Annotated in this window: 23 protein-coding genes; 13 read left to right on the forward strand and 10 right to left on the reverse strand. The window is 44.7% G+C overall.

From position 1 onward, the window contains the following. Positions 1–6: 6 nt before the first annotated feature. The 6 genes from CLV59_RS01875 to CLV59_RS01900 all read right to left on the reverse strand — a co-directional run bounded on the left by CLV59_RS01875 (position 7) and on the right by CLV59_RS01900 (position 7,061). Positions 7–3,171: a SusC/RagA family TonB-linked outer membrane protein gene (locus CLV59_RS01875; protein ID WP_111590299.1), complete on the reverse strand. Its 3,165-nt coding sequence runs from the start codon at positions 3,169–3,171 to the stop codon at positions 7–9. Positions 3,172–3,686: 515 nt separating this feature from the next. After that, entirely contained in the window at positions 3,687–4,889 is a 1,203-nt protein-coding gene (locus tag CLV59_RS01880) for a hypothetical protein (protein WP_111590300.1), read from the reverse strand. Then, positions 4,886–5,296 carry a hypothetical protein gene (locus tag CLV59_RS01885; RefSeq protein ID WP_111590301.1) on the reverse strand — a complete coding sequence of 137 codons (411 nt, stop codon included), beginning with the start codon at positions 5,294–5,296 and terminating at the stop codon, positions 4,886–4,888. Before CLV59_RS01885 ends, CLV59_RS01880 begins: the two co-directional genes overlap by 4 nt. 92 nt (positions 5,297–5,388) lie before the next feature. After that, the gene (locus CLV59_RS01890) at positions 5,389–6,144 is read right to left on the reverse strand and encodes an SOS response-associated peptidase (RefSeq protein WP_111590302.1); all 756 of its coding nucleotides are present in this window, start codon (positions 6,142–6,144) and stop codon (positions 5,389–5,391) included. A 1-nt stretch (position 6,145) separates the two neighbouring features. Further along, positions 6,146–6,634, reverse strand: coding sequence for a hypothetical protein (locus tag CLV59_RS01895; protein ID WP_111590303.1), 489 nt, complete (start codon positions 6,632–6,634; stop codon positions 6,146–6,148). A gap of 7 nt (positions 6,635–6,641) precedes the next feature. Continuing rightward, a complete protein-coding gene (locus tag CLV59_RS01900) occupies positions 6,642–7,061 on the reverse strand; it encodes a LexA family protein (RefSeq protein WP_245950736.1) in 420 nt (139 codons plus the stop codon). Between the two features lie 219 nt (positions 7,062–7,280). Between CLV59_RS01900 and CLV59_RS01905 the strand changes: the two genes are divergently transcribed. Continuing rightward, positions 7,281–8,156 carry a methyltransferase domain-containing protein gene (locus tag CLV59_RS01905; RefSeq protein WP_111590304.1) on the forward strand — a complete coding sequence of 292 codons (876 nt, stop codon included), beginning with the start codon at positions 7,281–7,283 and terminating at the stop codon, positions 8,154–8,156. 25 nt (positions 8,157–8,181) lie between these two features. Here CLV59_RS01905 and CLV59_RS01910 read toward each other — a convergent pair whose 3' ends face one another. Further along, positions 8,182–8,319 carry a TraB/GumN family protein gene (locus tag CLV59_RS01910; protein WP_111590947.1) on the reverse strand — a complete coding sequence of 46 codons (138 nt, stop codon included), beginning with the start codon at positions 8,317–8,319 and terminating at the stop codon, positions 8,182–8,184. Between the two features lie 105 nt (positions 8,320–8,424). Continuing rightward, a complete protein-coding gene (locus CLV59_RS01915) occupies positions 8,425–9,084 on the reverse strand; it encodes a hypothetical protein (protein WP_146616109.1) in 660 nt (219 codons plus the stop codon). An 89-nt stretch (positions 9,085–9,173) separates the two neighbouring features. On the opposite strand from CLV59_RS01915, the gene CLV59_RS01920 reads away from it, so the two are divergent. Further along, the gene (locus CLV59_RS01920; protein ID WP_211323700.1) at positions 9,174–9,728 is read left to right on the forward strand and encodes a hypothetical protein; all 555 of its coding nucleotides are present in this window, start codon (positions 9,174–9,176) and stop codon (positions 9,726–9,728) included. Between the two features lie 12 nt (positions 9,729–9,740). Here CLV59_RS01920 and CLV59_RS01925 read toward each other — a convergent pair whose 3' ends face one another. Continuing rightward, positions 9,741–10,238, reverse strand: a complete 498-nt coding sequence (locus tag CLV59_RS01925; RefSeq protein ID WP_111590306.1) for an RNA polymerase sigma factor — start codon at positions 10,236–10,238, stop codon at positions 9,741–9,743. A 14-nt stretch (positions 10,239–10,252) separates the two neighbouring features. Further along, positions 10,253–11,089: a TraB/GumN family protein gene (locus CLV59_RS01930; RefSeq protein ID WP_170137623.1), complete on the reverse strand. Its 837-nt coding sequence runs from the start codon at positions 11,087–11,089 to the stop codon at positions 10,253–10,255. Between the two features lie 570 nt (positions 11,090–11,659). On the opposite strand from CLV59_RS01930, the gene hisG reads away from it, so the two are divergent. From hisG to trpA, 11 genes are all read left to right on the forward strand, one after another. Then, positions 11,660–12,514, forward strand: coding sequence for an ATP phosphoribosyltransferase (gene hisG / locus CLV59_RS01935; RefSeq protein WP_111590308.1), 855 nt, complete (start codon positions 11,660–11,662; stop codon positions 12,512–12,514). A gap of 15 nt (positions 12,515–12,529) precedes the next feature. Beyond that, entirely contained in the window at positions 12,530–13,825 is a 1,296-nt protein-coding gene (hisD, locus tag CLV59_RS01940; RefSeq protein ID WP_111590309.1) for a histidinol dehydrogenase, read from the forward strand. Continuing rightward, positions 13,818–14,891: a histidinol-phosphate transaminase gene (gene hisC, locus CLV59_RS01945; protein ID WP_111590310.1), complete on the forward strand. Its 1,074-nt coding sequence runs from the start codon at positions 13,818–13,820 to the stop codon at positions 14,889–14,891. Before hisD ends, hisC begins: the two co-directional genes overlap by 8 nt. After that, positions 14,888–16,024 (forward strand): bifunctional histidinol-phosphatase/imidazoleglycerol-phosphate dehydratase HisB, encoded by a 1,137-nt coding sequence (gene hisB / locus CLV59_RS01950; RefSeq protein ID WP_111590311.1) that lies wholly within the window; start codon positions 14,888–14,890, stop codon positions 16,022–16,024. Before hisC ends, hisB begins: the two co-directional genes overlap by 4 nt. Before the next feature lie 254 nt (positions 16,025–16,278). Further along, on the forward strand, positions 16,279–17,688 hold the full coding sequence (locus tag CLV59_RS01955; RefSeq protein ID WP_111590312.1) for an anthranilate synthase component I family protein: 1,410 nt from the start codon (positions 16,279–16,281) through the stop codon (positions 17,686–17,688). A gap of 1 nt (position 17,689) precedes the next feature. Continuing rightward, positions 17,690–18,259 carry an anthranilate synthase component II gene (locus tag CLV59_RS01960; RefSeq protein ID WP_111590313.1) on the forward strand — a complete coding sequence of 190 codons (570 nt, stop codon included), beginning with the start codon at positions 17,690–17,692 and terminating at the stop codon, positions 18,257–18,259. 55 nt (positions 18,260–18,314) lie between these two features. Beyond that, positions 18,315–19,307: an anthranilate phosphoribosyltransferase gene (gene trpD / locus CLV59_RS01965; RefSeq protein ID WP_111590314.1), complete on the forward strand. Its 993-nt coding sequence runs from the start codon at positions 18,315–18,317 to the stop codon at positions 19,305–19,307. Next, positions 19,307–20,113, forward strand: a complete 807-nt coding sequence (trpC, locus tag CLV59_RS01970) for an indole-3-glycerol phosphate synthase TrpC (protein WP_111590315.1) — start codon at positions 19,307–19,309, stop codon at positions 20,111–20,113. Before trpD ends, trpC begins: the two co-directional genes overlap by 1 nt. 12 nt (positions 20,114–20,125) lie before the next feature. Continuing rightward, the gene (locus CLV59_RS01975; RefSeq protein WP_111590316.1) at positions 20,126–20,773 is read left to right on the forward strand and encodes a phosphoribosylanthranilate isomerase; all 648 of its coding nucleotides are present in this window, start codon (positions 20,126–20,128) and stop codon (positions 20,771–20,773) included. A gap of 26 nt (positions 20,774–20,799) precedes the next feature. Beyond that, positions 20,800–22,008, forward strand: a complete 1,209-nt coding sequence (gene trpB / locus CLV59_RS01980) for a tryptophan synthase subunit beta (RefSeq protein WP_111590317.1) — start codon at positions 20,800–20,802, stop codon at positions 22,006–22,008. A 6-nt stretch (positions 22,009–22,014) separates the two neighbouring features. Continuing rightward, positions 22,015–22,785: a tryptophan synthase subunit alpha gene (gene trpA / locus CLV59_RS01985; RefSeq protein ID WP_111590318.1), complete on the forward strand. Its 771-nt coding sequence runs from the start codon at positions 22,015–22,017 to the stop codon at positions 22,783–22,785. Positions 22,786–22,803: the final 18 nt, after the last annotated feature.

Here is a 22,803-nt window from a genome sequence, read left to right on the forward strand (position 1 = left end):
TCAAAACTAGAATTCCACACGTGCACCCAGGGTGAATTTGGTAGGCAGCGGATAGCCATCACCGAAATCATATCCTTGTGCATTTACGCGCTCTGCATCAATTCCGGAGAATTTCTGGAACATCGCCACGTTATCCATCATACCGTATACACGAAGACTGCTGAGTTTCATGTTGTCGATAAAGCGGAAAGTTTTTCTGTCGAAGTTGTAACCGAGATTCACGTTCTTAATACGGATATACCATCCTGGCTCTACGAACAGTGACTGACCTGCGCGCCAAGCATACAGGCCCATGAATGGATTCAGTGCCGGGAAAGTGGCATGGTCTCCTTCGTGCTTCCAGTAGTTGTATTTTTCCACATCAGACAGAGAAGCATTAGCGAAATCGCTAGGATTGCCATAGAACAGTCCATTGGAGAGCTTTTGAGCTAATGTCTGGTTTACGATCGTTCTGCCAAAAGTGAAAGTGGTCAGGAATTGAAGGGTAAAGTTTTTCCAGGTGAGCGTATTGGTCAGACCACCGGTGAACTTAGGATTCGGATCGCCATAGAAGGTAATATCGTTAGCGCCTACCACATCGGAGATCATGTAATCGCCGTTGATATCGCGCCATTTTGGATAACCCAGCATCAGCGTACCCCATTTAGTTTTTCCTACTTCACCTGTGTACGGATTTACTAACAGATCGCTTTTGCTGTTGATAACCCCGTCTGTAATGTACATCTGGTACATGTTAACAGGTTTACCCACTACATATACTGTTTGACCGTAATCGCTGTTAATATACATGTCACGGTTGCCATCAGGCAGTTTCGTTACCATGTTTTTGTTGAACGACAGGTTGAAGTTAGTTGTCCACTGCAGTTTATGGTTTGGGGTAAGGTTGCGGGTAGTCAGGTTGATTTCAATACCGGAGTTTCTTACGCCTGCAGCATTGGTCAGTGATTCCACATAGCCGGAGGTTTCTGGTACCCAAACGTTCAGTAACTGTCCTGTGGTATTTCTGATATACCAGTCAGCTTCCAGTCTGAAGCGGCCTTGCAGAATTTCCACTTCTGTACCCAGGTCAAATTGTTTGGATTGTTCCCAGGTCACATCATTACGTGTAATTTTCCTGAAGTCAGGCGTAATAACGATGTTACCGTTATAGGTGTTTACGTCTTTACTACCGTTATAGTTCTGATCACCGATTTTGTAAGCGTTGTATCTGCTCATATCGCCGATACTGCTTTCATCTCCGTTGATACCATAGCTGGCTCTCAGTTTGAGGAAATTGATGATCGGGAAGTGGTCGCGGATAAAGGCTTCTTCATGTACTAACCAACCGAGGGATACAGAAGGGAAGTAACCCCATTTGTTGGCCGCACCAAAGCGGGAGGAAGCATCTGCTCTCCAGAATGCGTCGAACATGTATTTATCGCGGAAATCATAATGCGCGCTTGCCATGTACGACAGCTTCGCGTAGGTGATATAGTCGGAAGTACCGCCACCATTCAGTTTGGAATTTCCGCCTACTACCTGAATATTATCATTTGGAATACCGCGGCCATATGCCATCAGCGCTTCACTCTGACGTCTTTCGAACTCTTGTCCGGCAAACAGGTTGATGTTGTGAATGCGGTTGATGGTTTTGTTCCATGTCAGATGGTTGGTCACCAGGTATTTGGTATACTGTGTAAAGGAAGACATTGCCTCTCCGGTTTTAGAAACAGACAATGCAGCAGGTGCAGCGTAGTCATATTTCGCGTTGGAGTAAGTAACCGCTCCTCTGGTAGTCCAGTGCAGGTTATCCATGATGTGGTATACTAACTGCAGGTTAACGTTCACATCATTGTTTACGTTATCGTTACGGCTACGGCTATACGGATTTACAATAGCATCTCTGTCTTCCGGTGTGAGGTAGATCAATGAGGTAGGCATATCGATAGGGCTCATCTTGAACACATCTCTCAGCTGGTTGTTAGCATCCAGTCCGCTACCTTTACCTACTTGTCTTAATCCTTTTGACAGGCGAAGATTGGATTGCAATTCCAGTTTTTTGCTGATTTGGAATCCGAGGTTAGAGTTGATAGAGTAACGCTTGTAACCGGTGTTGATGATAACTCCTTTTTCGTCGTACATACCCATGCTCACGCGGTAGTTTACGGATTCGTTTGCGCCGCTTACCCCGATATCATAGTTCTGTACCTGACCATTTTGATAGAAGAGATCCTGCCAGTTGTTATTGTTGTTGAAGGCAGGATTCAGACTGTCTGTCAGAATAATAGGTACCTGAGATCCCAGCTGCTCGTAGGTGCCATAGTTTTTAAGCATGGCCATTTTACGTCTGCGTTCTTCGGCGCCGATAACAGTGCTTACCTGTTGTGGTTTAGGAACCAAGCCATAGTAGGCATTCACGCTGAATTTAGCTTTACCGGTAGTACCTCTTTTGGTTTTAATGATAATTACCCCATTCGCACCTCTGGAACCGTAAATCGCGGCAGCAGAAGCATCTTTAAGGATGTCGATAGACTCGATATCGTTAGGGTTCAGGCTGGCGAGGAAGTTGGTTCCGGTGCTGTTGAATGATTTCACCTCATCATCGGAGATAGGAATACCATCGATCACATACAGCGGGTTACTGAAAGCCTCGTCTCCATCGAAGTTGGAGCCGGACATCAGCCGGGTATTACCACGTACCATCAGGGAGGTTTTCACACCTGGCTGACCGGTAAAGTTCTGTACGTTCACACCAGAGAGTTTACCTTGCAGCAATACGTCCACGCTGGCTGCGGGGAGGTTCTCAATATCCTTACCCATGATAGAAGTAACAGCGGCCGTACTTTTGGTACGCTTTACTTCCTGGTAACCGATTACTACTACATCTTTCAATGCTTTGGCATCCGGCTTCAATGTGATTTGAAAATCTGTTTTTGTACCAACGGTGATGGATTGTTGTTCATATCCCATGAAAGACACCAACAGCTTTGCAGCAGCGCTTTTCAGTGTGAGTACGAATTTTCCGTCGGGGGTGGAGGCGGTGCCGTTTGTAGTTCCTGCTTCGCGAATGGATACGCCAGGCAGAGCAACACCTTTGTCATCTTTGACTGTTCCTGAAATTTTTTGCCCCTGGGCGCTGACGGTATAACACAGCAATCCCAGTAGCGCTAAAAATAGCAGCTTCTTGTGCATGATCCTTGGTTTAGATAAAATGGAAATTGGTTAGCAATAGCAATTACCTGCTGTTCACGAGCAGATAATAATTGTTCACGTCTTGTCTGTTGTTACAGGTTACTTGGATATTTTATTGTTCACTAATAAATTTGACGAGTTTCCGGGCATTGGTTGATTCTCAAATGTTCGTTTCCATGATGGTTTCCATTCTAAAATCTGTTCACTGCTACACTAAATTCTGGTTACGCTACAATTACCGTCGATGCACAAAGTAAAAATCTTAACATTTTATTTTGAGTGTTTCTCTCATTCATGTGAATAAAATTACTTAATGACAAATCGCTCCGCAATATATACATCAGAATTATAAATTGCTTAAAATTAATTCATTGTGTTTTTAGATTGTATAAAATACACTATAAACTAGTTTAAAGTAGTTGTTTGTGGTTTAATTTTCATCATAAAAAAAGCCCTGTATTGACATATTAATGACAATACAGGACTTGTGGAGGTACAGGGATGATAAATTAAGGTCAGAAACTCACTTTCTCATTGCCAAAGCCCCAGTTTATGCCCAGCGCAGAGAAAAGTCGGGCTTTATTAAAACCGAAATCGTTACCGAATGTACCACTGAAATATAATGCCTTCGTAATCCGATAATTGATAAAGCCTACGAATCGCTGCGACTTCAAAGCCGTAACGCCGGTATAACTTCTATGCACATACTCAGTACCGAAGCTCACTGGATCAAACTCAAACATGATCTTTCCTCCAAGGTCTATCGCATTTCCGGGCCCGACTTCTTTTTTGTGCTGAGTATAGGCATCATACATGTAGCGCATATACATTGCTACCGACAAATAATTCAATTGTGATTTATCAGCGCGGCTGTTTAATGGGAGGTTTAGACCTACTGAAGTCCACACCGCAGTGCGTCCTGCTTTCCAGGTGCTATCACCCACGCCGTAAGCGGCATATGCAGTGGAAACATCCCACTGAAAAATAGGTTTTTCATTGAGCTGTTTCTCAATGGCTACTGTCAGGGAATCGGCTGTCACCCGATGTTGGAACTGTTGATCCGTTCCAGAAACGGCTGCCTGATCTTTTTTATCCAGTTGCTGACGGATACTGCGCATAGTAGCAGTATCCCCTCTAAGCCTCGCCTGGCGGTATTGACGGTATAATAAACTAGTATCCGTATACTGCCGTAGAATAACCGCTTTATCCAGATCTATCCACCGCTGCAGATTGGCCGATAGTCCAGCGGCATAGTTCTTTCTGTAAGCACGCAACAAGGTAACATGTGCGCCGATGGAAAAAACTTTCTGTTTGCCGTTAGCAGAATCCGCGCTCATATTTTTGTTGGCAAAAGCAATAGACAGACTCACAAATTTGGCGGCAGCAAAAGGATTGGTTTTCCAGTTGCTGGTTTTAAAGCGGCCAGAATCCAGTCCTACATAATTATAGAAGTTTCTGTTAGCCGGACTTATCAACCAATAGGGCGTTATTTCGGCGGCATAATTCTGTGGCCAGCCGTTGCCATTGTCGAAACTTTGCAGCAGACCGAGTGCAAAAGCTTTCGGCGTACCGGAAGTGCCGGTCAGTGTTTGAGACGCATCGATCAATCGGGTGGCGGCGGATTGCGGTACTGCCAGTTTATCGGTGTTTAAGACTGTCTGGGCTGTAACTTTCCCTGCCACGGAGATGCAGCAAAGGAGACATAGTAATTGCTTCATATGCTCGTCAGGAGAATGTCTTTGGTGATTTCGATCTTGGTAAAATCTCTATTCAGATCGATCATGGTATCCGGATTATTGAATTCTTTATGGCCGTCGATGCCGTTATCGATGATATACAGCATCTTAATGCGGGTGTATTCCAGTTGCCGGGCGATGATATCGGTACCGGTTATACGAATATGGGTGGTGATAGAGAGATACCTGCCTGAGATATCTGCCGCGTTCCCGATAATAGTGGGAGCAATATCGCCGCTGGCATTCGTGGAATCGCCTACGCTTGGTCCGATAGCTACCAGTTCGGTATCAGTCAGAAAGGCTCTGGTATCTGCGAATCCGCGGGTAGTTACATCAACGGATAATTTGATGGGTGTGGTGGCAGAGGCACCAACTTTATAGGTATTCATGTTGGCAGGTCTTAAAACACAATAGGGTTTAAACAGCAGGGAATTTTTCCTGTTGATGCAAGTTAGAGAATAGATTTGAAAACAGTGGTTAATTAATCTGTCAATACAGGAGGTAAGCCTTCATAATTGATATGCGCCAGTACGGATTCATCATCTGGCTTGGCTTTACGAACGGAGTTGACTGTCCAGTATTCCAATGTATCAGAGGGTTGCGTATACTGTAATACATCTCGTATATCTGTGTCCGTTAGGTTGGGTTTGATCCATTCTTCGGCCAGTTCGTTGGTGAGCATCATGGGCATGCGGCCCGCATTATCGCCGCCATTATGGATTTGCTGCATGACCTGGTTGGCCTGACGGGTAAGTAATGTGAAGGTGGGTATCGGTTCTGGTTTATCCACATCCCATGAATTGGAAAGTGTCCATAATCCAGCGATAAAGAATACTTCCTGGTCGTTGGATTTGATATAGTAGGGTACCTTATTCTTCCATCCAGGTATTTCCCGGTATTCGAAGAACCCTGTTACGGGGATGAGGCATCGCTGATGACGGATAGCATTCCACATGGTGCGCGGCTCCAGGACTTTTTCACTCCTGGCGTTGAGGAACATTTGTCTTTGTCGCTTTACTTTTTCCGGGGAGTTGAGCATTTTCGGAATAGGGCCCCAGGTCAGTTTGGCCAGTTGTGGACCTTCATGGTCCAGTACTATAGGCCATTGGGGATAAGACATACCTATTTTGTGATAGGTAGGGTCGAAACTGAGATCTGCCCCCGGAGCTGTATTCAGCAAAGGCATGAGCTTGAAGACGCTTTCAATCCTGGTGGTAAATGCAATATCGTAACACATGCTATCCTGCGATGATTTGATGTAAAGGTACTTTTAATTCCTCTTGTCCGTACCGGAGTGAAAGGAACAATTCTCCGTACTTGAAGAACAGTTCCACGTCAACGGTATGATTAGGGCGCCAGTTGGTATGTATGGAAATATAGCGTTTCAATTTATGTCCAAGTTCTTCGGAGGGCGCCCAATGTTCCTCTTTGAGCCAGGCGGCGAAAACTTTATATCCAGGCGGTTGTGAGGCCGCAATGAATAGTTTATCCATTTCTTCCTGACGATGGGCCTGGTAGATATATTTTCTTTTATCAAATCGTATTGCCTGAAAATGAAGGTTTGCTTCTCCGATATCCATATATGGCGTAATCAGGAAGGCCTCTTTGGTGTTGTTATCGCCGGGTTCAATGCCTGGCAGGTAACTTTGACGTACAAAGATGGAGTACCCGCTGTTGAGCAGGGTCGTTAGCAAAGGTTTGGTAAATAATACCAGTGGATTATACATGTCGATTTTATTTACGCATATCCACAATTACAGAGGTGACAACACCCCATACCTGGAAATCTGTTTCTTCAGTGATAACAATAGGTTTATAAAAACTGTTTTCCGGGTGTAATACCCAGTTGCGGCCGGCTTTTACCAGTCGCTTAACGGTATATTCTCCATCCAGTATTGCCAGGATAATATCTCCGGTGGATGGTTTGATGGATCTGTCTACCACGGCCATACAGCCGTCAGGCATATTTGCTTCCACCATACTGTCTCCTTTAACGGTGATGATAAAGGTACTATTGGGATGGGGTTGGAGGATCCTGGAGAGGTCTATTTTCGACTCCTGGTCGTCCTGGGGAGACTCGGCATACCCAGCGGGCATAGTAGTGTTAAAAAAGGGCAGGGTAACAAATTCTCCACTCAACTTCAATGCTTCCATAACTATCAATTTGAGAATACTAATATTATTAGCAAAGTAATGCTAAATTATTTAGTTTTTAAAATCTGATTGTTGATTTTTTTATTGGCAGATGGCCAGGCCGGTAGCGGCTTTGGGTATAACTTGCAGGGAATCAGTAGGCTGTAGAAATTCAGTAGCTTTCGTACCGCAGTGGTCTTTTTTTATCTTTGTTTGGTGACTCATCAAAATATGCCCGGAATGGAATTCTCCCCAATAATAGACCGTCAGTTAGCTTTTCATGCAAACAAAAATATTTGTAATGTGAGGCAATTGGCTACTATGGAATTTACGCCTGAAATGCGGCGGTTTATCGCTGAAAAGCGAGTATTGTCACCGGCCCTGGCGGATCGCCTGATTGGTTATATAGTAGACAATGTATTACGGCAATTCTATCAAGTGAATCAGTATTTCGCTTTTCCTGGAAGGGCAGTGGAAGAGTTACGGAAATTATATATCCGGTTAATGGAAGAGATATACACCGATGAAGCGGCAGTGGTCTCTCCAAAACACTATATGCGACTACGAAATTGGTTATGTCAATGGAACCCATTTGCAGACCAGTTATATACGCAGGCGCCTGATGAAATAACGCCGGTAGTATGTGCGGAATACCAGGCCAGGCTGCAGTTACAGGTATTGCAACTTTCCCCGGAAAATATCACAGGTCCATTGTTGGATATTGGTTGTGGAGAACATGCTTCGTTGGTGAAGTACCTGCGAAGTATAGGCGTGCAGGCAGTAGGAATAGACCGTATGCCACCACAGAACTCAGTCTCACTGCAATACGACTGGCTGGAATTTCCCTATGGTACTGCTCAGTGGGGAACTATTGTTAGTCACCTTGGCTTTTCCAATCACTTCCACCACCATCATTTAAGGGAGGATGGCGATTTCAGGCTATATGCGGCCAGATTTATGGATATGCTGTCTGGCTTGAAGCCTGGCGGTAGTTTTCATTACGCGCCAGGTTTGCCGGTAATAGAACGTTTTTTAAACAGACAGGATTTCCAGGTGGAAACTTTCCCTACTGGGCATCATGATTTTACAGCCACCGTGATCACGAAATTGAGATAAATCCTCATAACGGCTGATGATGCGCTTATTGGAAAACTGGTTCCACTTTATAACCTCTTGCTTTCAGCAGTCGGATAAGGCCATCATCCCCGCCGAGATGCGCAGCGTCCAGTGCAAAGAAACAGGCGCTCTCCTTTATTAGAAAGATGTGATGCTTTGGCATCAGTTGGGGAACTTCTTTCAATACCTTGCCCGCAAAGTGGGATCACTTTTGCGGGCAGTTTTATAGTGGGGAGATAAATAGCGATCGTTATTGAGTGATGAGGTTTTATGCCTCTTTAAATTCGTCCAGGATGTGTTTTACTTCTTCCGCATGCTTCCCATAGGTACGTTTGATCCATACTTCTGTTATCCAGGCGGTCAGCAGTATTACTATCACTACGAGCAGTACGGTGAGTATGGCCTGCATTTTAGTAATCTCTGAGCTGCGCAGCAGGACTGTATCAATGGATAATTTATAACTGCCGATGATGAGTATTCCTCCCAGCATAATTCCAAATGGAATGAGGCAGTAGGTAAAAGCCTTATACAGTTCAATATTCATTTTGATATCGTAGTATATTGCATAGAGGTTATCTTTTGAACTCATGGTATTATTGCTGAGATGTTTATAGCTGATGGCGAACTTCGTAAAGAAGTAGGTAGAGATCAGGAAGAAAACAAAGTACAGTAGGTAATATGGAAACATCAATGGTTTAGGTACATTCACCCAAAGTGGGAGAAACCCTACGAGTACTACGGCCAGCATTTGCACATAGAACTCACATTTCATTGTGTGGCGGATTTTATCTACAGGCATTTTTGCGGATTTTAATTTTTCAAGATTCACAGGCAGATTTACTTTATCTCCTGCATTGTCATTATTCCAGGCGGATTGGATATCGTCGAAGTTCATAGCTTTAATTGTTTGATGAGTGGTCGGCAACATGTGCTTCTTTTTGTGGTCAGCAACGTGTGCTTAATTTCAGTTTCGTGTAAGTATTCAGGCGGATGGTATCGTGTCTCCCTAAAATACTTGTGTTTAGTTCTTTAAATAATATTTTATGTGTCTGTTATCTTCATTCGGAGCCTACTTCAATTTTTGGCTCTGAGGCTACTACTTCTACTACTGCTTCTACTACTACTACTACTACTTCTGCTTCACCTTCTACTTCTGCTTCTACTTCTGCTTCTACTTCTGCTTCACCTTCTACTTCTGCTTCTACTTCTGCTTCTACTTCTGCTTCTACTTCTGCTTCTACTTCTGCTTCTACTTCTGCTTCTACTTCTACTTCTACTTCTACTTCTACTTCTACTTCTACTTCTACTTCTACTTCTACTTCTACTTCTACTTCTGCTTCTACTTCTACTTCTACTTCTGCTTTTACATCTACTTCTACTTCTGCTTTTAGTTCTGCTTTTAGTTCTACGTCAACATCAACATCTACACCTACATCTACTTCAACTTCAATTTCAACTTATAATTCTACTTTCAATTCACCTTCTAATGCTGATTTGGATTCTAGTGTTGATGCTAATTTAGATTTTGATGCTGATGTTGATTCAATTCTTCTATTGATTTCTTTCAGCTAGTAGTGCTGTGTTTTAGAATTCATAACCCTGTTCACGAATCAATTCTTTCAGTTTTGTTTTTGCTCTATTCAATTTTGTTCTGGCATTTACTTCTGTAATACCAAGGTTCTCGGCGATTTCCCTGTGTGAATACTTTTCCAGATGGTAGAAGATCAGCGCTTTTTCCAATCTTTCCAGTTTTTGAACAGCCCTATAAAAGTGGGCCAGTTGCAGTTCCCGGGTATCTGATGTTTCCTCGGCCGCAAGTTCGGGTACATCAGCGGTTGTTGTAGGTTTTTTCTGATCTTTTTTGAAAAAAACGATGGCGGTGTTTAATGCTACACGGTACATCCAGGTGGAGAAACTGCTTTGCTGTCGGAAATTATCATATGATTTCCAGAGTTGCAGAATGATCTCCTGTGCCAGGTCGTCCTGATCAGAGGGATTATCCATATACATTCGTGATATCTTATGGATGATCCCTTTGTTTTTCTCTATCTGGTCCAGAAATTCCTGTTCTTTCGTTTTCAAGAGGAGTTAAGCTTTTAGTTCAAAATAGGTTCAACGGTATAGCCTTTTGCCTGTAGTAGTTTGATAAGTCCATCATCTCCTCCCAGGTGTCCTGCGCCTACGGCGAAGAAGTTACTGCCTTTTTTCATCATATCAGGCATTTTGTTAGCCCAGTTCACATTTCTCACATGTAACATCCAGTATTTAGCATTGGTATCCATGAATTTTTCGGAGGTCATATCGTTATAAATTACCGGCAGATTCTCCTCTTTGTAAATCTTAACCATTCCATCCATAAACGCTTTATATTCCTCGAATGCCTGGATTTTTGCCAACGCATATTCATCTGTATATGCATTTTGTAAAAACCTCATCTGGGCTGTAATGGTTTCCAATGTATCCACTTTCATTTTACGTTGCATGGCCATTTTCAACAGCTCTGCCTCATACATCTTTAAGTCTGTACATGGATAAGTAGCATATATCATAAGACCAGAAATTGTAAAGAGAGAAGAATTATCTACCTGTGACAACGTCATTTTGGTGTATTTACGCAGAACAGAATCTATCATCTTGCTCTGATCCGGACTCAGTCTTTTACTTTGCGGTATAGGAGAAGCATCTGCTGCCTGCATTTCCTTCATGGCTGCCGGACTGAATATATCCGCCTCAATTACATATCTGTCCGCACTCTCCAACGCACGGGTTACTTTATCTTTAATCACAAAATCACTGCTACACATCATATGCAAAGTGCCAAACAAATAACTTGGCTTCTCCAAACCATTACCACTCACCTTCCATAAAAGTGATTTAGTATCCGATTGAGCCGCTACTACTGATACAGTTAATAACTTAATTAAAAAGCTCATTACAATAGATTTGAACATATTTCTCATGGCGTTGAATTTTTTAGTGTTTATGTTATTAGTAGCGCTTCGTTTGATTTCGTTACAGATTTTCTGAAATTTTTTTTACGATTAAAACCCGGCGCTTGTTTTTTGAGTGTTTAAATGATTAGTAACACATCATGCTGATTCGTTACAGATTTCTGGATATTTTTTTTATCGCCGAAAAAAACCAAGATTACTGGTTGTTTATATCATTAGTATGCGATCGCATTCATTCGTTACAGATTTTTGCAAAAATATTTTCACAAGAAAAAATAACAGCGCTTATACATTATTGTAACAGTGCTTATATAATGTGGAGATCAGCCACTGTTAAGGATTTGTTACCATCAGGCAGCCCCGAAAAAAAATATTTGTTTTGTTGATTTTGTTATTACTTTTGTAATCGAATTATGAAAGCAAACACACATATCCATCATCACCATCATACTTACCCGAACGGTAGGCTGGGATGATCATATGTATCCAATAATATTTGAAACATCATCTAGGGCTTGCCGCAACGGTAAGCCCTTTTTATTTGTATCCAAGATGAAACTAAAACTCGCCATCCAGAAATCAGGCCGCCTGCACGATGATTCTATCAAACTGCTGAAAGAATGCGGCATCGACATCAACAACGGTGTCAACAAACTGAAAACAGAAGCCTCCAACTTCCCGTTGGAAGTATTCTTCCTCCGCGACGATGATATTCCCCAATACATCGAAGACGGTGTCGCGGATATCGGTATCGTTGGCGAAAACGTAGTTCTGGAAAAGAAAAAACAGGTAGACATCGTAGAAAAACTCGGATTCGGTAAATGTCGACTCTCCATGGCAGTGCCAAAATCCATGGAATACAATTCCGTTGAAGATCTGCAAAATACCCGCATCGCCACCAGCTACCCAATTATCGTCAACGAATTCCTCCGCAAAAACAATATCAAAGCGGAAATTCATGAGATCAGCGGGTCCGTGGAAATCGCTCCCGGCATAGGTTTGGCCGATGGCATCTGCGACCTCGTCAGCAGCGGATCTACCCTCTTCATGAACGGCCTCAAAGAAGTGGAAACTGTCCTCAAATCAGAAGCGGTGCTCGCTGCATTCAAAAGCATTCAGCCTGCTCAAAGCAAATTACTGGATAAACTCCTCTTCCGCATCCAGGCTGTGAAAAAGGCGAAAAACAATAAATATATTCTCCTCAACGCGCCCAATGAAAAACTACAGGAAATCATTGCGCTGCTGCCAGGGATGAAAAGTCCTACCGTACTGCCTTTGGCAGAAGCAGGATGGAGCAGCGTACACTCCGTACTAAACGAAAATGATTTCTGGGATATCATCGAAAGCCTGAAAGCTGCCGGCGCCCAAGGTATCCTGGTAGTGCCAATCGAAAAAATGGTGATCTGATAAAAGCGTATAATCATGCAGATTTATAAATATCCAAATACGGCTACCTGGGGAGAAATCCTACAACGCCCTGTAATGGATACTTCCGCCCTGGAACAGAAAGTAGAGGCTATTCTCCAGGATGTTAAAGCTAACGGCGACCAGGCTATCCGCAAATACGCGGAACTCTTCGATAAACTACAACTCGCAGACCTGGAAGTGCCTGCCGCTGCCCTCGACGCGGCAGAAGCCTCCCTCGACCCGGCTTTGAAAGCTGCTATCAATCAGGCAGCTAAAAATATCCATACTTTCCACTCGGCACAACAATCTGTCCCCGTGGAAATTGAAACAATGCCTGGCGTTAAATGCTGGCGGAAATCAGTGCCTATTGAAAAGGTAGGACTCTATATCCCCGGCGGCTCTGCCCCGCTGTTCTCCACCATCCTGATGCTGGCCATCCCCGCTAAAATCGCTGGATGTAAAGAAATCATTCTCTGCACGCCCTCTACGCATCCGGCTATTCTTTATACGGCCAAACTGGTGGGCGTTTCCAAAATATTCACCATCGGCGGCGTACAAGCTATTGCGGCCATGGCCTATGGCACAGAGTCTGTACCCCAGGTATATAAAATATTCGGACCCGGTAACCAATACGTTACCTGCGCAAAACAACTGGTGAATAAAAGCGGCCTGGCAATAGACATGCCTGCCGGCCCTTCTGAAGTGGCGGTGCTGGCTGATGAGACCTGCATCCCGGCCTTTGTGGCTGCCGATCTGCTCTCACAGGCGGAACATGGCCCCGACAGCCAGGTGGTGCTGGTTACGACCAGCGAACAGGTGATAGCAGATGTTCAACAGGCATTGCAATCCCAGCTGGAAAAACTTCCCCGTAAAGATATCGCTGCCGCTGCACTGGATAATAGTCGCATCATCCTCGTGGAAGATAAGAATGCCGCCATGCAGCTCCTGAATGCTTATGCGCCCGAACACCTCATCCTGGCTTGCGCTGCTGCGGAAGAGATAGCTGGTAAGGTCACCAACGCCGGTTCTGTATTCATCGGAAATTATACCCCGGAAAGCGCAGGCGATTATGCTTCCGGCACAAATCACACCCTGCCTACAAACGGCTACGCTAAGGCCTATAGCGGCGTTTCGCTGGACAGCTTTGTAAAAAAGATTACCTTCCAAAAAATATCGGAAGGCGGCCTCCTGGAAATCGGCGCTACCATTGAGGCAATGGCAGCCGCAGAAGGACTGGATGCGCACAAACAAGCAGTAACCATCCGTTTGAATCAAATTATTGACAGCAGTAAAAAGAATATCAATGTTTAATCTGGACTCCCTCCTGAGGAATAATATCAAAAGACTGGTGCCTTACTCCTCGGCAAGAGATGAATTTAAAGGAGAAGCAACTGTATATATCGATGCCAACGAAAATGGCTACGGATCACCGTTACCTGTAAATTATAACCGCTACCCAGATCCCCTGCAATGGAAGCTGAAATATAAGCTGGCAGAGGTGAAAGGCGTACCTCCACAGAATATTTTCCTGGGCAACGGCAGCGATGAAGCAATCGATATCCTTTATCGCGCTTTCTGTAACCCAGGTGTGGATAACGTGGTATTATGCCCGCCTACTTACGGTATGTACGAGGTAAGCGCCAATATCAACGATGTGGTCATCCGAAAAGTGAGTCTGACAGAAGACTTTCAGCTGGATATTGCAGGGCTCCAGGAAGCCATTGATGAAAATACCAAACTTATTTTCATCTGCTCTCCTAACAATCCTACCGGTAACTCCATAAACAGAGCGGATATTGAACTGCTGTTGAATAACTTCGACGGAATAGTGGTGATTGATGAGGCTTATATCAATTTCTCCCGCCAGAAATCCTTTATCCAGGAACTGACGGAATATCCTAACCTGGTGGTGATGCAAACGCTGTCCAAAGCGTGGGGCCTGGCGGGTTTGCGCGTAGGTATGGCCTTCGCCAGCGAGGAAATTATCCATGTGTTCAATAAAATCAAGCCGCCCTATAACATGAACCAGTCGACCCAGGAACTGGCTTTCCAGGCACTGGATAATGTCACTAAGGTGAATGAGTGGATCAGAGAAACAGTGATTGAAAGAGACTTGTTATCTGCCGCACTGGAACAGCTTCCTGAAGTATTGCAGGTATACCCCAGCGATGCCAACTTTGTCCTCGTTAAAACGACCGATGCCAAAGGAATCTATACCTACCTTACTACTAAAGGTATTATTGTGCGCGATCGCTCCAAAGTGGAGCTGTGTGCCGGTTGTCTGCGTATTACCATTGGTACTCCTGCCGAAAACCAGCTGCTGCTGGAAGCATTGAAAACTTATCAACCGCAAACTGAAAAAACGGTCTCAGCATGAAACGGGTCCTCTTTATAGACAGGGATGGTACATTGATTAAAGAAGTGCCGCCAACATATCAGATCGATAGCCTGGAGAAAGTGGAATTCTATCCCAAGGTATTCGTAAACATGGCCAAAATCGCCTCTGAACTAGGTTACGAGCTGGCCATGGTGACCAACCAGGACGGCCTGGGAACCGCCTCTTTTCCAGAAGATACCTTCTGGCCAGCTCAGAACATGATTTTAAAGGCTTTTGAGAACGAAGGGGTAGTATTCGATGATATCTTCGTAGACCGCAGTTTTCCGGCCGATAACGCCCCTACGCGCAAGCCGGGCACTGGGATGCTGACCAAATACTTTTCCGGCGATTATGACCTGGAAAACTCCTTTGTAATCGGAGATCGTATCACCGATGTTCAATTGGCCAAAAATCTGGGGGCAAAAGCCATCTGGATGAATGAAGGTACCGGACTGGGCAGTGGAGAAATCGCAGATACCGCAGCGGGATTAAGGGATGTGATCGCTTTGGAGTCTACCAACTGGGATAAAATCTATGAATTCCTGAAGGTAGGACTTCGTACGGTAACGCATGTACGAAAAACCAATGAAACCGATATTACTATTACGCTCAACCTGGATGGTACTGGTAAAGCGAATATCCATACCGGCCTGGGATTCTTTGACCATATGCTGGATCAGATTGCCCGCCATGGCAGTATCGACCTGGAAATCATTGCAAAGGGCGACCTGCATATAGATGAACATCATACCATTGAAGATACCGGTATTGCTTTGGGAGAAGCAATTGCCAAAGGTTTAGGAGATAAAAGAGGGATAGAGAGATACGGATTTTCCTTACCGATGGATGACTGCTTTGCCCAGGTGGGGATTGACTTTGGCGGCCGTAACTGGCTGGTATGGGAGGCTGATTTTAAAAGAGAGAAAATAGGGGAGATGCCTACCGAAATGTTTTACCATTTCTTTAAGTCTTTCTCCGATGGAGCCCGTGCTAACCTTAATGTTAAAGCAGAAGGTCAGAATGAGCATCATAAGATAGAAGCGATATTTAAGGCCTTTGCCAAAGCGGTAAAAATGGCCGTAAAGCGCAACCCGACAAAAATGCAGCTGCCTAGTACGAAAGGAGTGCTATAATTTTCTTTCCTAATGGAAAAAAATTATTTGCATTTAATGTAAAAATGTTTCATTTTTGCTCTCATTATGCAGAATATCATGACAAATAAACATTGGTGGTGGCACGGAATCAAATCTTGATCTGTGTTACAGTGCCATGTTTCGTCCTGAAATATATTTGGAAGGCTCGCTGTTACACAGCGGGCCTTTCTACTTTTTATCCGGTTCCTTATTCATAATAATCACTTTCACTCATTTAGGATATTATATCAGTCATGCGTACCATTCAAGTAAAATCTAGATCCAAACAGATGCTGGCGGACGTATTCACGCCAGTGGGAATCTATCTCCGGCTGCGTGATAAATTCCCGGGCTCCATCCTCCTGGAAAGTACCGATTACAGGGCCAGCGAGAACAGCTTCTCTTTCATTGGTATCAAACCCATCGCGGGAATCGAAGTAACCTCTACCTCAAACTTTGAATTCAAGTATCCCAATCTCCCGGTAGAAAAGAAAGAACTCAAAAACAGAGACCAGGTAACAGGAGAGATAGATAAGTTTTTGAAGAATTTCAGTTTCACCGGCAACAACCCAGTACCACTGGCACAAAGCCTCTTCGGATACACCACCTTCGATGCAGTACAGTTCTTCGAAACGATTGAATTCAATAAACAGAAACAATCCGCCAATATCATCCCGCTGATGCGCTATCGCTTTTATCAATATGTAATAGCCATCAACCACTTTAAAGATGAACTTTATTTGTGCGAGAATCAGATAGAAGGCATTGAAAGCGAATTTGAACTGATAGAATCCCTCATCCGCCACAAAGACTCCCCCGGTTACCCCTTCACTACCACAGGCGATGAAACTTCCAATATGACAGATGCGGAATACATGCAAATGGTAGAACAGGGGAAACAACACTGCTTCCGGGGCGATGTCTTCCAGGTAGTTCTCTCCAGAGCCTTCCAGCAGCCATTCAAAGGCGACGAATTCAATGTTTACCGCGCCTTACGCTCCATCAACCCCTCTCCTTATCTTTTCTTCTTCGATTACGGCGATTATAAACTAATGGGCTCCTCACCGGAAGCACAACTGGTAATCCGTGATGGTAAAGCTACTATTCACCCAATCGCAGGTACTTTCCGCCGCACCGGAGAAGATGCACAGGATAAATTACTGGCAGATAAACTGCTGCAAGACCCTAAAGAGAATGCAGAACACGTAATGCTGGTAGACCTTGCCCGCAATGACCTGAGCAGAAATGCGACGGAAGTGACGGTAGACAAGTACAAAGAAGTGCAATACTATTCGCATGTAATTCACCTCGTCAGCGAAGTAACCGGCAAAACACCGAAAGACCTCAATCCTTTCTCTCTGCTGGCTTCTACCTTCCCTGCAGGCACCCTTTCCGGCGCTCCCAAGTATAGAGCAATGGAAATCATTGATGAACTGGAACCTACACCTCGCGGCTTCTATGGCGGTTGTATAGGCGCCGTTGGCTTCAATGGCAACTTCAATCATGCAATCATGATCCGCTCTATACTCAGCAAAATGAACACCTTGTACTACCAGGCCGGCGCCGGTGTGGTAGCCAAATCAGTGGCTTCATCAGAACTGGAGGAAGTAGGCAATAAACTCAATGCTTTAAAACAGGCCATCCTGCTGGCACAAAAAATTTAATATGAACATCCTGGTTTTTGATAACTACGACTCTTTTACATATAACCTCGTTCACCTCGTTGAAAAAATCATCGATGGTAAGGTAACAGTGGTACGCAACGACGAAATACCGCTGGAAAAAGTGAATGATTACGATAAAATCATTCTCTCCCCAGGCCCAGGTATTCCGGAAGAAGCCGGATTACTCCTGCCCCTGATCAAAGAATATGCGCCTACTAAATCCATCTTCGGCGTTTGCCTCGGACAACAAGCCATCGGACAGGCTTTCGGCGCTTCTCTCATCAATCTCAAAGAAGTTTATCACGGCGTGGCTACCAACGTGAATATCATCAGCGATAAAGGCCGCCTGTTCAATAAACTGCCCAAAGAACTGGAAGTAGGCCGCTATCACTCATGGGTAGTGGACGAAAAAACATTACCTGCTGAACTGATTATTACTGCCAGAGATGAAGAAGGATATATCATGGCACTCCAACACGAACGCTATGATGTATGTGGCGTACAATTCCATCCGGAAAGCGTACTTACCCCACAAGGCGAACAAATACTGAGAAACTGGCTGGAAATGTAATACCATCCGTCATTTTCAACATCATCAATTTCTTCAGTTTTATTCTTAATGTATCATGAAAAAGATTTTAAATTATCTCTTCGAACATAAAACTTTCAGCCGCGAAGCTGCTAAAGACATACTGGTGAACATTTCAAAAGGTATGTACAACGACAGCGAACTGGCTGCATTCATGACGGTTTTCCTCATGCGTAGCATCACCATCGATGAACTGCTGGGATTCCGCGACGCCCTCCTCGAACTCTGTATTCCTGTTGATCTGAACGGCTATGATGTGTTAGACATCGTAGGCACCGGAGGAGATGCAAAAAATACATTTAATATTTCTACCTTGTCCTGCTTTTTGGTGGCAGGAGCAGGCGCGAAAGTCGCCAAACATGGTAACTATGGCGTATCCTCCGTTAGTGGCGCTTCCAATCTCATGGAGCTGGTAGGATACAAATTCAAAAACGATGACAGCAAACTGAAAGCGGAACTTGAAACAGCAGGCATCTGTTTTCTGCATGCTCCACTGTTCCACCCGGCATTGAAGAACGTAGCCGGCATACGCCGCCAGTTGGGTATCCGCACCTTCTTTAACATGCTCGGACCTTTGGTAAATCCTGCTTTCGCAAAACATCAGCTCATCGGCGTATACAGCCTGGAAATGGCCAGGGTATATAACTATCTCTTCCAGCAGACAGACAAAAAATTTGTCATCGTACACAGTCTGGATGGTTATGATGAAATCTCCCTGACCGCAGACACGAAAGTAATTACCAATGAAGGCGAACAAGACTGGACGCCGGAACAACTGGGTAAACGTAAAGTACATTCAGAAGATATCTATGGTGGTAATACGCCGGAAGAAGCAGCTAAAATATTTAGCAAAATCCTGAAAGGGGAAGGCACATGGGCACAGAACTCTGTGGTATTTGCCAATGCTGCTATGGGACTATATAGCCTGGGTAAGTACGGCTCCTATGACGATTGCTTTGCTGCGGCAGTAGAATCGCTGGAATCCGGAAAAGCTTACCAATCATTTAAAAAACTGATCGAATTACAGTAATGAAAAATATACTCGCGGAAATAGTTGCGCATAAACAGATAGAAGTGGCAGCACGTAAACAACTTCGCAGCGTTGCTGAGTTGGAACAAGCGCCGATGTTTTCTCGTGAAACCCTGTCTCTGAGCGGTTTTCTGCGCCAGCCAGGAAAAACCGGCATCATCGCGGAATTCAAGCGCCGCTCTCCCTCTAAAGGACTGATTAATGGTAACGTAACTGTTCAGCAGGTAACGACTGCGTATACACGCTATGGCGCTTCGGGATTATCTGTTCTCACAGATGAGAAATTCTTCGGCGGTACCACAGACGATCTGTTGCAGGCACGTAGCTATAACCAGATTCCAATTCTGCGGAAAGACTTTGTAGTAGACGAATACCAGATCCTGGAAGCAAAAGCTATTGGCGCCGATGTGATCCTCCTGATTGCAGAATGCCTCACTGCGGATGAAGTGAAACACTTATCCACCTTTGCGGCGAATATCGGACTGGAAGTGCTGCTGGAAGTACATAGCGAATCCCAACTGGAAAAAGTGAGCGATCACGTACACCTGGTGGGAGTGAATAATCGCGACCTGACTACTTTTCAGGTCGACTTCAACCGCTCCTGTGAGCTGGCGCCTAAAATCCCTGCGGATAAGGTGAAAGTGGCAGAAAGCGGTATTAATGATCCTGCAAATATCGTAACCCTGTATAAAGCAGGTTTCGAAGGTTTCCTCATCGGAGAACATTTCATGCGCCAGGAAGATCCTGCCAGAGCATTTGAAAACTTCGTGCAGGAACTGGAACGGTTGAAATTAGCGCAACAATAAATCGGAGTAGTGATGGAGATAAAAGTATGCGGAATTACCCGGTTAAGCGATTTACAAATGTTGTTGGAGAATAAAGCGGATTATGCCGGATTTATTTTCTACGAGCGCTCACCCCGTTTTGCTGCCAGTAAAATCGATGCCAGATCGGTAAGAGAAACCACTGGTATCAAAAAAGTAGGCGTATTTGTCAATGCCACTCTGGAACAGGTGATTCGTACCATTGTGGATTATGGATTGGATCTGGTACAATTGCATGGCGATGAGACACCAGCCTACTGTGCTGCTGTGGCTACAAAAGCGCCGGTTATCAAAGCGTTTCGTATAGGCGCTGAGGTGAACTGGGAAAAAGATATCGCCCCTTTCATGGAGGTGACCCAGGCATTCCTTTTTGATACTGCTTCTGCAAAAGGCTATGGCGGTACCGGCGATCGTTTCAACTGGGAACTACTGCAACAATATCCTTTTCAACATCCTTTCCTGTTGAGTGGCGGTATTGCTCCTGGCCAGGAAGCGGAAATCGCAGCATTACAGCTGCCAGCTATGATCGCTGTTGACATCAACAGTAAATTTGAAGATAGTCCCGGTGTGAAAAATGCAGAAAAAGTAACTGCATTTATTACCGGCCTTCGTCTTGCGAAGCAGCAAACAACAAAACATTAATCGTCAAACAACAAAAATATTATAACATGGACATTGCGATTGATACCAGCAAATCCAAGTATCATGTGGATGAAAACGGTTACTACGGCAGGTTCGGTGGCGCTTATATCCCGGAAATGCTGTACCCGAACGTAGAGGAATTACAGCGTAGATATATGGAGGTGTTAAAAGATCCGGCATTTCAGGCGGAATTCGAAGATCTCCTGAAAAACTATGTAGGACGCCCTTCTCCGCTGTATCTTGCCAAGCGGCTGTCTGAAAAATATGGCGCGAAAATCTTCCTGAAAAGAGAAGACCTGAACCATACCGGTGCACATAAAGTAAATAATACCATCGGTCAGATCCTCCTGGCAAAGCGACTGGGTAAAAACCGTATCATCGCTGAAACAGGCGCTGGTCAGCACGGTGTGGCTACCGCTACCGTCTGTGCCCTGATGGGAATGGAATGTGTGGTGTATATGGGAAGTATCGACATTGAGCGTCAGGCGCCCAATGTGGCCCGTATGAAAATGCTGGGTGCAACAGTAGTACCTGCAACCAGCGGTAGTAAAACGCTGAAAGATGCTACCAACGAAGCTATCCGCGACTGGATCAATAACCCGGTAGATACCCATTATATCCTGGGTACCGCCGCAGGGCCACATCCTTATCCTGACATGGTGGCGCGTTTCCAATCCGTAATCAGTGAGGAAATCAAGAAACAACTGAAAGAACATACCGGTAACGAAAATCCGAACTATCTCGTTGCTTGTATAGGTGGCGGTAGTAACGCCGCAGGTACTTATTTTCACTATGTGGATGTGCCGGAAGTAAAGATCGTAGCCGTAGAAGCAGGCGGTAAAGGCGTGCATAGCGGCTTCTCTGCCGCTACTACCCAACTGGGGAAAATTGGTATCATCCATGCCAGCAAAACGTTGCTGATGCAAACAGATGATGGCCAGATTGTAGAACCACACAGTATCTCTGCAGGATTGGATTATCCAGGCATCGGACCTATGCATGCGCATCTGTTCGAATCAGGAAGAGGTTTATTCCTCTCCGCTACGGATGATGAAGCCCTGGCAGCGGCTTATGAACTGAGTTTGCTGGAAGGGATTATTCCTGCCATGGAATCGGCTCACGCCCTCGCGAAGCTGAAAGACCTGCCCCTGAAACCGGAAGATGTAGTGGTACTCTGCCTTTCAGGCCGTGGAGATAAAGATCTGAATACCTATATCGCTAACATGAAAAAGTAAGACAGTATGCAGAACCGTATAGATCAACTGTTTGCTTCGGGGAAGAAAAATATCCTGAATATATATTGTACCGCAGGTTTTCCTGAACTGAACGATACTGTTAAAGTAATGGAGGCCCTCCAGGAAAATGGCGTAGACATCATCGAACTGGGCATGCCCTTTTCAGATCCGCTGGCAGACGGCCCTGTTATCCAGGATAGCAGTACCCGTGCCTTGCAGAATGGCATGAGTCTACATAAACTATTTGAACAACTGGCTGGATTTCGCTCAAAAATTCATATTCCGGTCATATTAATGGGCTACCTTAATCCGGTATTACGATTCGGTGTAGAAGAGTTCCTGCAAAAATGCGCGGAAACGGGCGTAGATGGCCTTATCCTTCCGGATCTTCCAATGGCAGAATATGAACGCGATTATAAGCCGCTCTTCGAAAAATACAACCTGGACCTGATTTTCCTGGTAACGCCGGAAACAAGCGAAGCAAGATTGCGCAAAATCGATGAGCTCAGCAGAGGCTTCATCTATGCAGTGTCTTCCAGTTCTACCACAGGGAAAAATACAGATATGGGTAACCAGGAAGCGTATTTTGCCCGATTAAAAAATATGCAGTTAAAGAACCCGGTGATGATCGGTTTTGGTATCAGGGATAAAGCTACCTTCGATGCCGCCGCCGCTCATGCCAACGGAGCAATCATAGGTACTGCATTTATCAAAGCAATTGAGAACAGTACTGACCTCAAGGCTACCATAAAAGATTTTGTAGCAGGTGTTCGTTAGACCTGCACATAAGCAATC

The organism is Chitinophaga dinghuensis, assembly GCF_003259435.1.
Classification (GTDB): Bacteria; Bacteroidota; Bacteroidia; order Chitinophagales; family Chitinophagaceae; genus Chitinophaga; species Chitinophaga dinghuensis.

Excerpts from the sequence above, each read along its gene's own strand:
- CLV59_RS01875 (WP_111590299.1), bottom strand. The coding sequence starts at position 3,171 with ATGCACAAGAAGCTGCTATTTTTAGCGCTACTGGGATTGCTGTGTTAT.
- CLV59_RS01880 (WP_111590300.1), bottom strand. The coding sequence starts at position 4,889 with ATGAAGCAATTACTATGTCTCCTTTGCTGCATCTCCGTGGCAGGGAAA.
- CLV59_RS01885 (WP_111590301.1), bottom strand. The coding sequence starts at position 5,296 with ATGAATACCTATAAAGTTGGTGCCTCTGCCACCACACCCATCAAATTA.
- CLV59_RS01890 (WP_111590302.1), bottom strand. The coding sequence starts at position 6,144 with ATGTGTTACGATATTGCATTTACCACCAGGATTGAAAGCGTCTTCAAG.
- CLV59_RS01895 (WP_111590303.1), bottom strand. The coding sequence starts at position 6,634 with ATGTATAATCCACTGGTATTATTTACCAAACCTTTGCTAACGACCCTG.
- CLV59_RS01900 (WP_245950736.1), bottom strand. The coding sequence starts at position 7,061 with ATGGAAGCATTGAAGTTGAGTGGAGAATTTGTTACCCTGCCCTTTTTT.
- CLV59_RS01905 (WP_111590304.1), top strand. The coding sequence starts at position 7,281 with ATGGAATTCTCCCCAATAATAGACCGTCAGTTAGCTTTTCATGCAAAC.
- CLV59_RS01910 (WP_111590947.1), bottom strand. The coding sequence starts at position 8,319 with ATGCCAAAGCATCACATCTTTCTAATAAAGGAGAGCGCCTGTTTCTTT.
- CLV59_RS01915 (WP_146616109.1), bottom strand. The coding sequence starts at position 9,084 with ATGTTGCCGACCACTCATCAAACAATTAAAGCTATGAACTTCGACGAT.
- CLV59_RS01930 (WP_170137623.1), bottom strand. The coding sequence starts at position 11,089 with ATGAGCTTTTTAATTAAGTTATTAACTGTATCAGTAGTAGCGGCTCAA.
- hisG (WP_111590308.1), top strand. The coding sequence starts at position 11,660 with ATGAAACTAAAACTCGCCATCCAGAAATCAGGCCGCCTGCACGATGAT.
- hisD (WP_111590309.1), top strand. The coding sequence starts at position 12,530 with ATGCAGATTTATAAATATCCAAATACGGCTACCTGGGGAGAAATCCTA.
- hisC (WP_111590310.1), top strand. The coding sequence starts at position 13,818 with ATGTTTAATCTGGACTCCCTCCTGAGGAATAATATCAAAAGACTGGTG.
- hisB (WP_111590311.1), top strand. The coding sequence starts at position 14,888 with ATGAAACGGGTCCTCTTTATAGACAGGGATGGTACATTGATTAAAGAA.
- CLV59_RS01955 (WP_111590312.1), top strand. The coding sequence starts at position 16,279 with ATGCGTACCATTCAAGTAAAATCTAGATCCAAACAGATGCTGGCGGAC.
- CLV59_RS01960 (WP_111590313.1), top strand. The coding sequence starts at position 17,690 with ATGAACATCCTGGTTTTTGATAACTACGACTCTTTTACATATAACCTC.
- trpD (WP_111590314.1), top strand. The coding sequence starts at position 18,315 with ATGAAAAAGATTTTAAATTATCTCTTCGAACATAAAACTTTCAGCCGC.
- trpC (WP_111590315.1), top strand. The coding sequence starts at position 19,307 with ATGAAAAATATACTCGCGGAAATAGTTGCGCATAAACAGATAGAAGTG.
- CLV59_RS01975 (WP_111590316.1), top strand. The coding sequence starts at position 20,126 with ATGGAGATAAAAGTATGCGGAATTACCCGGTTAAGCGATTTACAAATG.
- trpB (WP_111590317.1), top strand. The coding sequence starts at position 20,800 with ATGGACATTGCGATTGATACCAGCAAATCCAAGTATCATGTGGATGAA.
- trpA (WP_111590318.1), top strand. The coding sequence starts at position 22,015 with ATGCAGAACCGTATAGATCAACTGTTTGCTTCGGGGAAGAAAAATATC.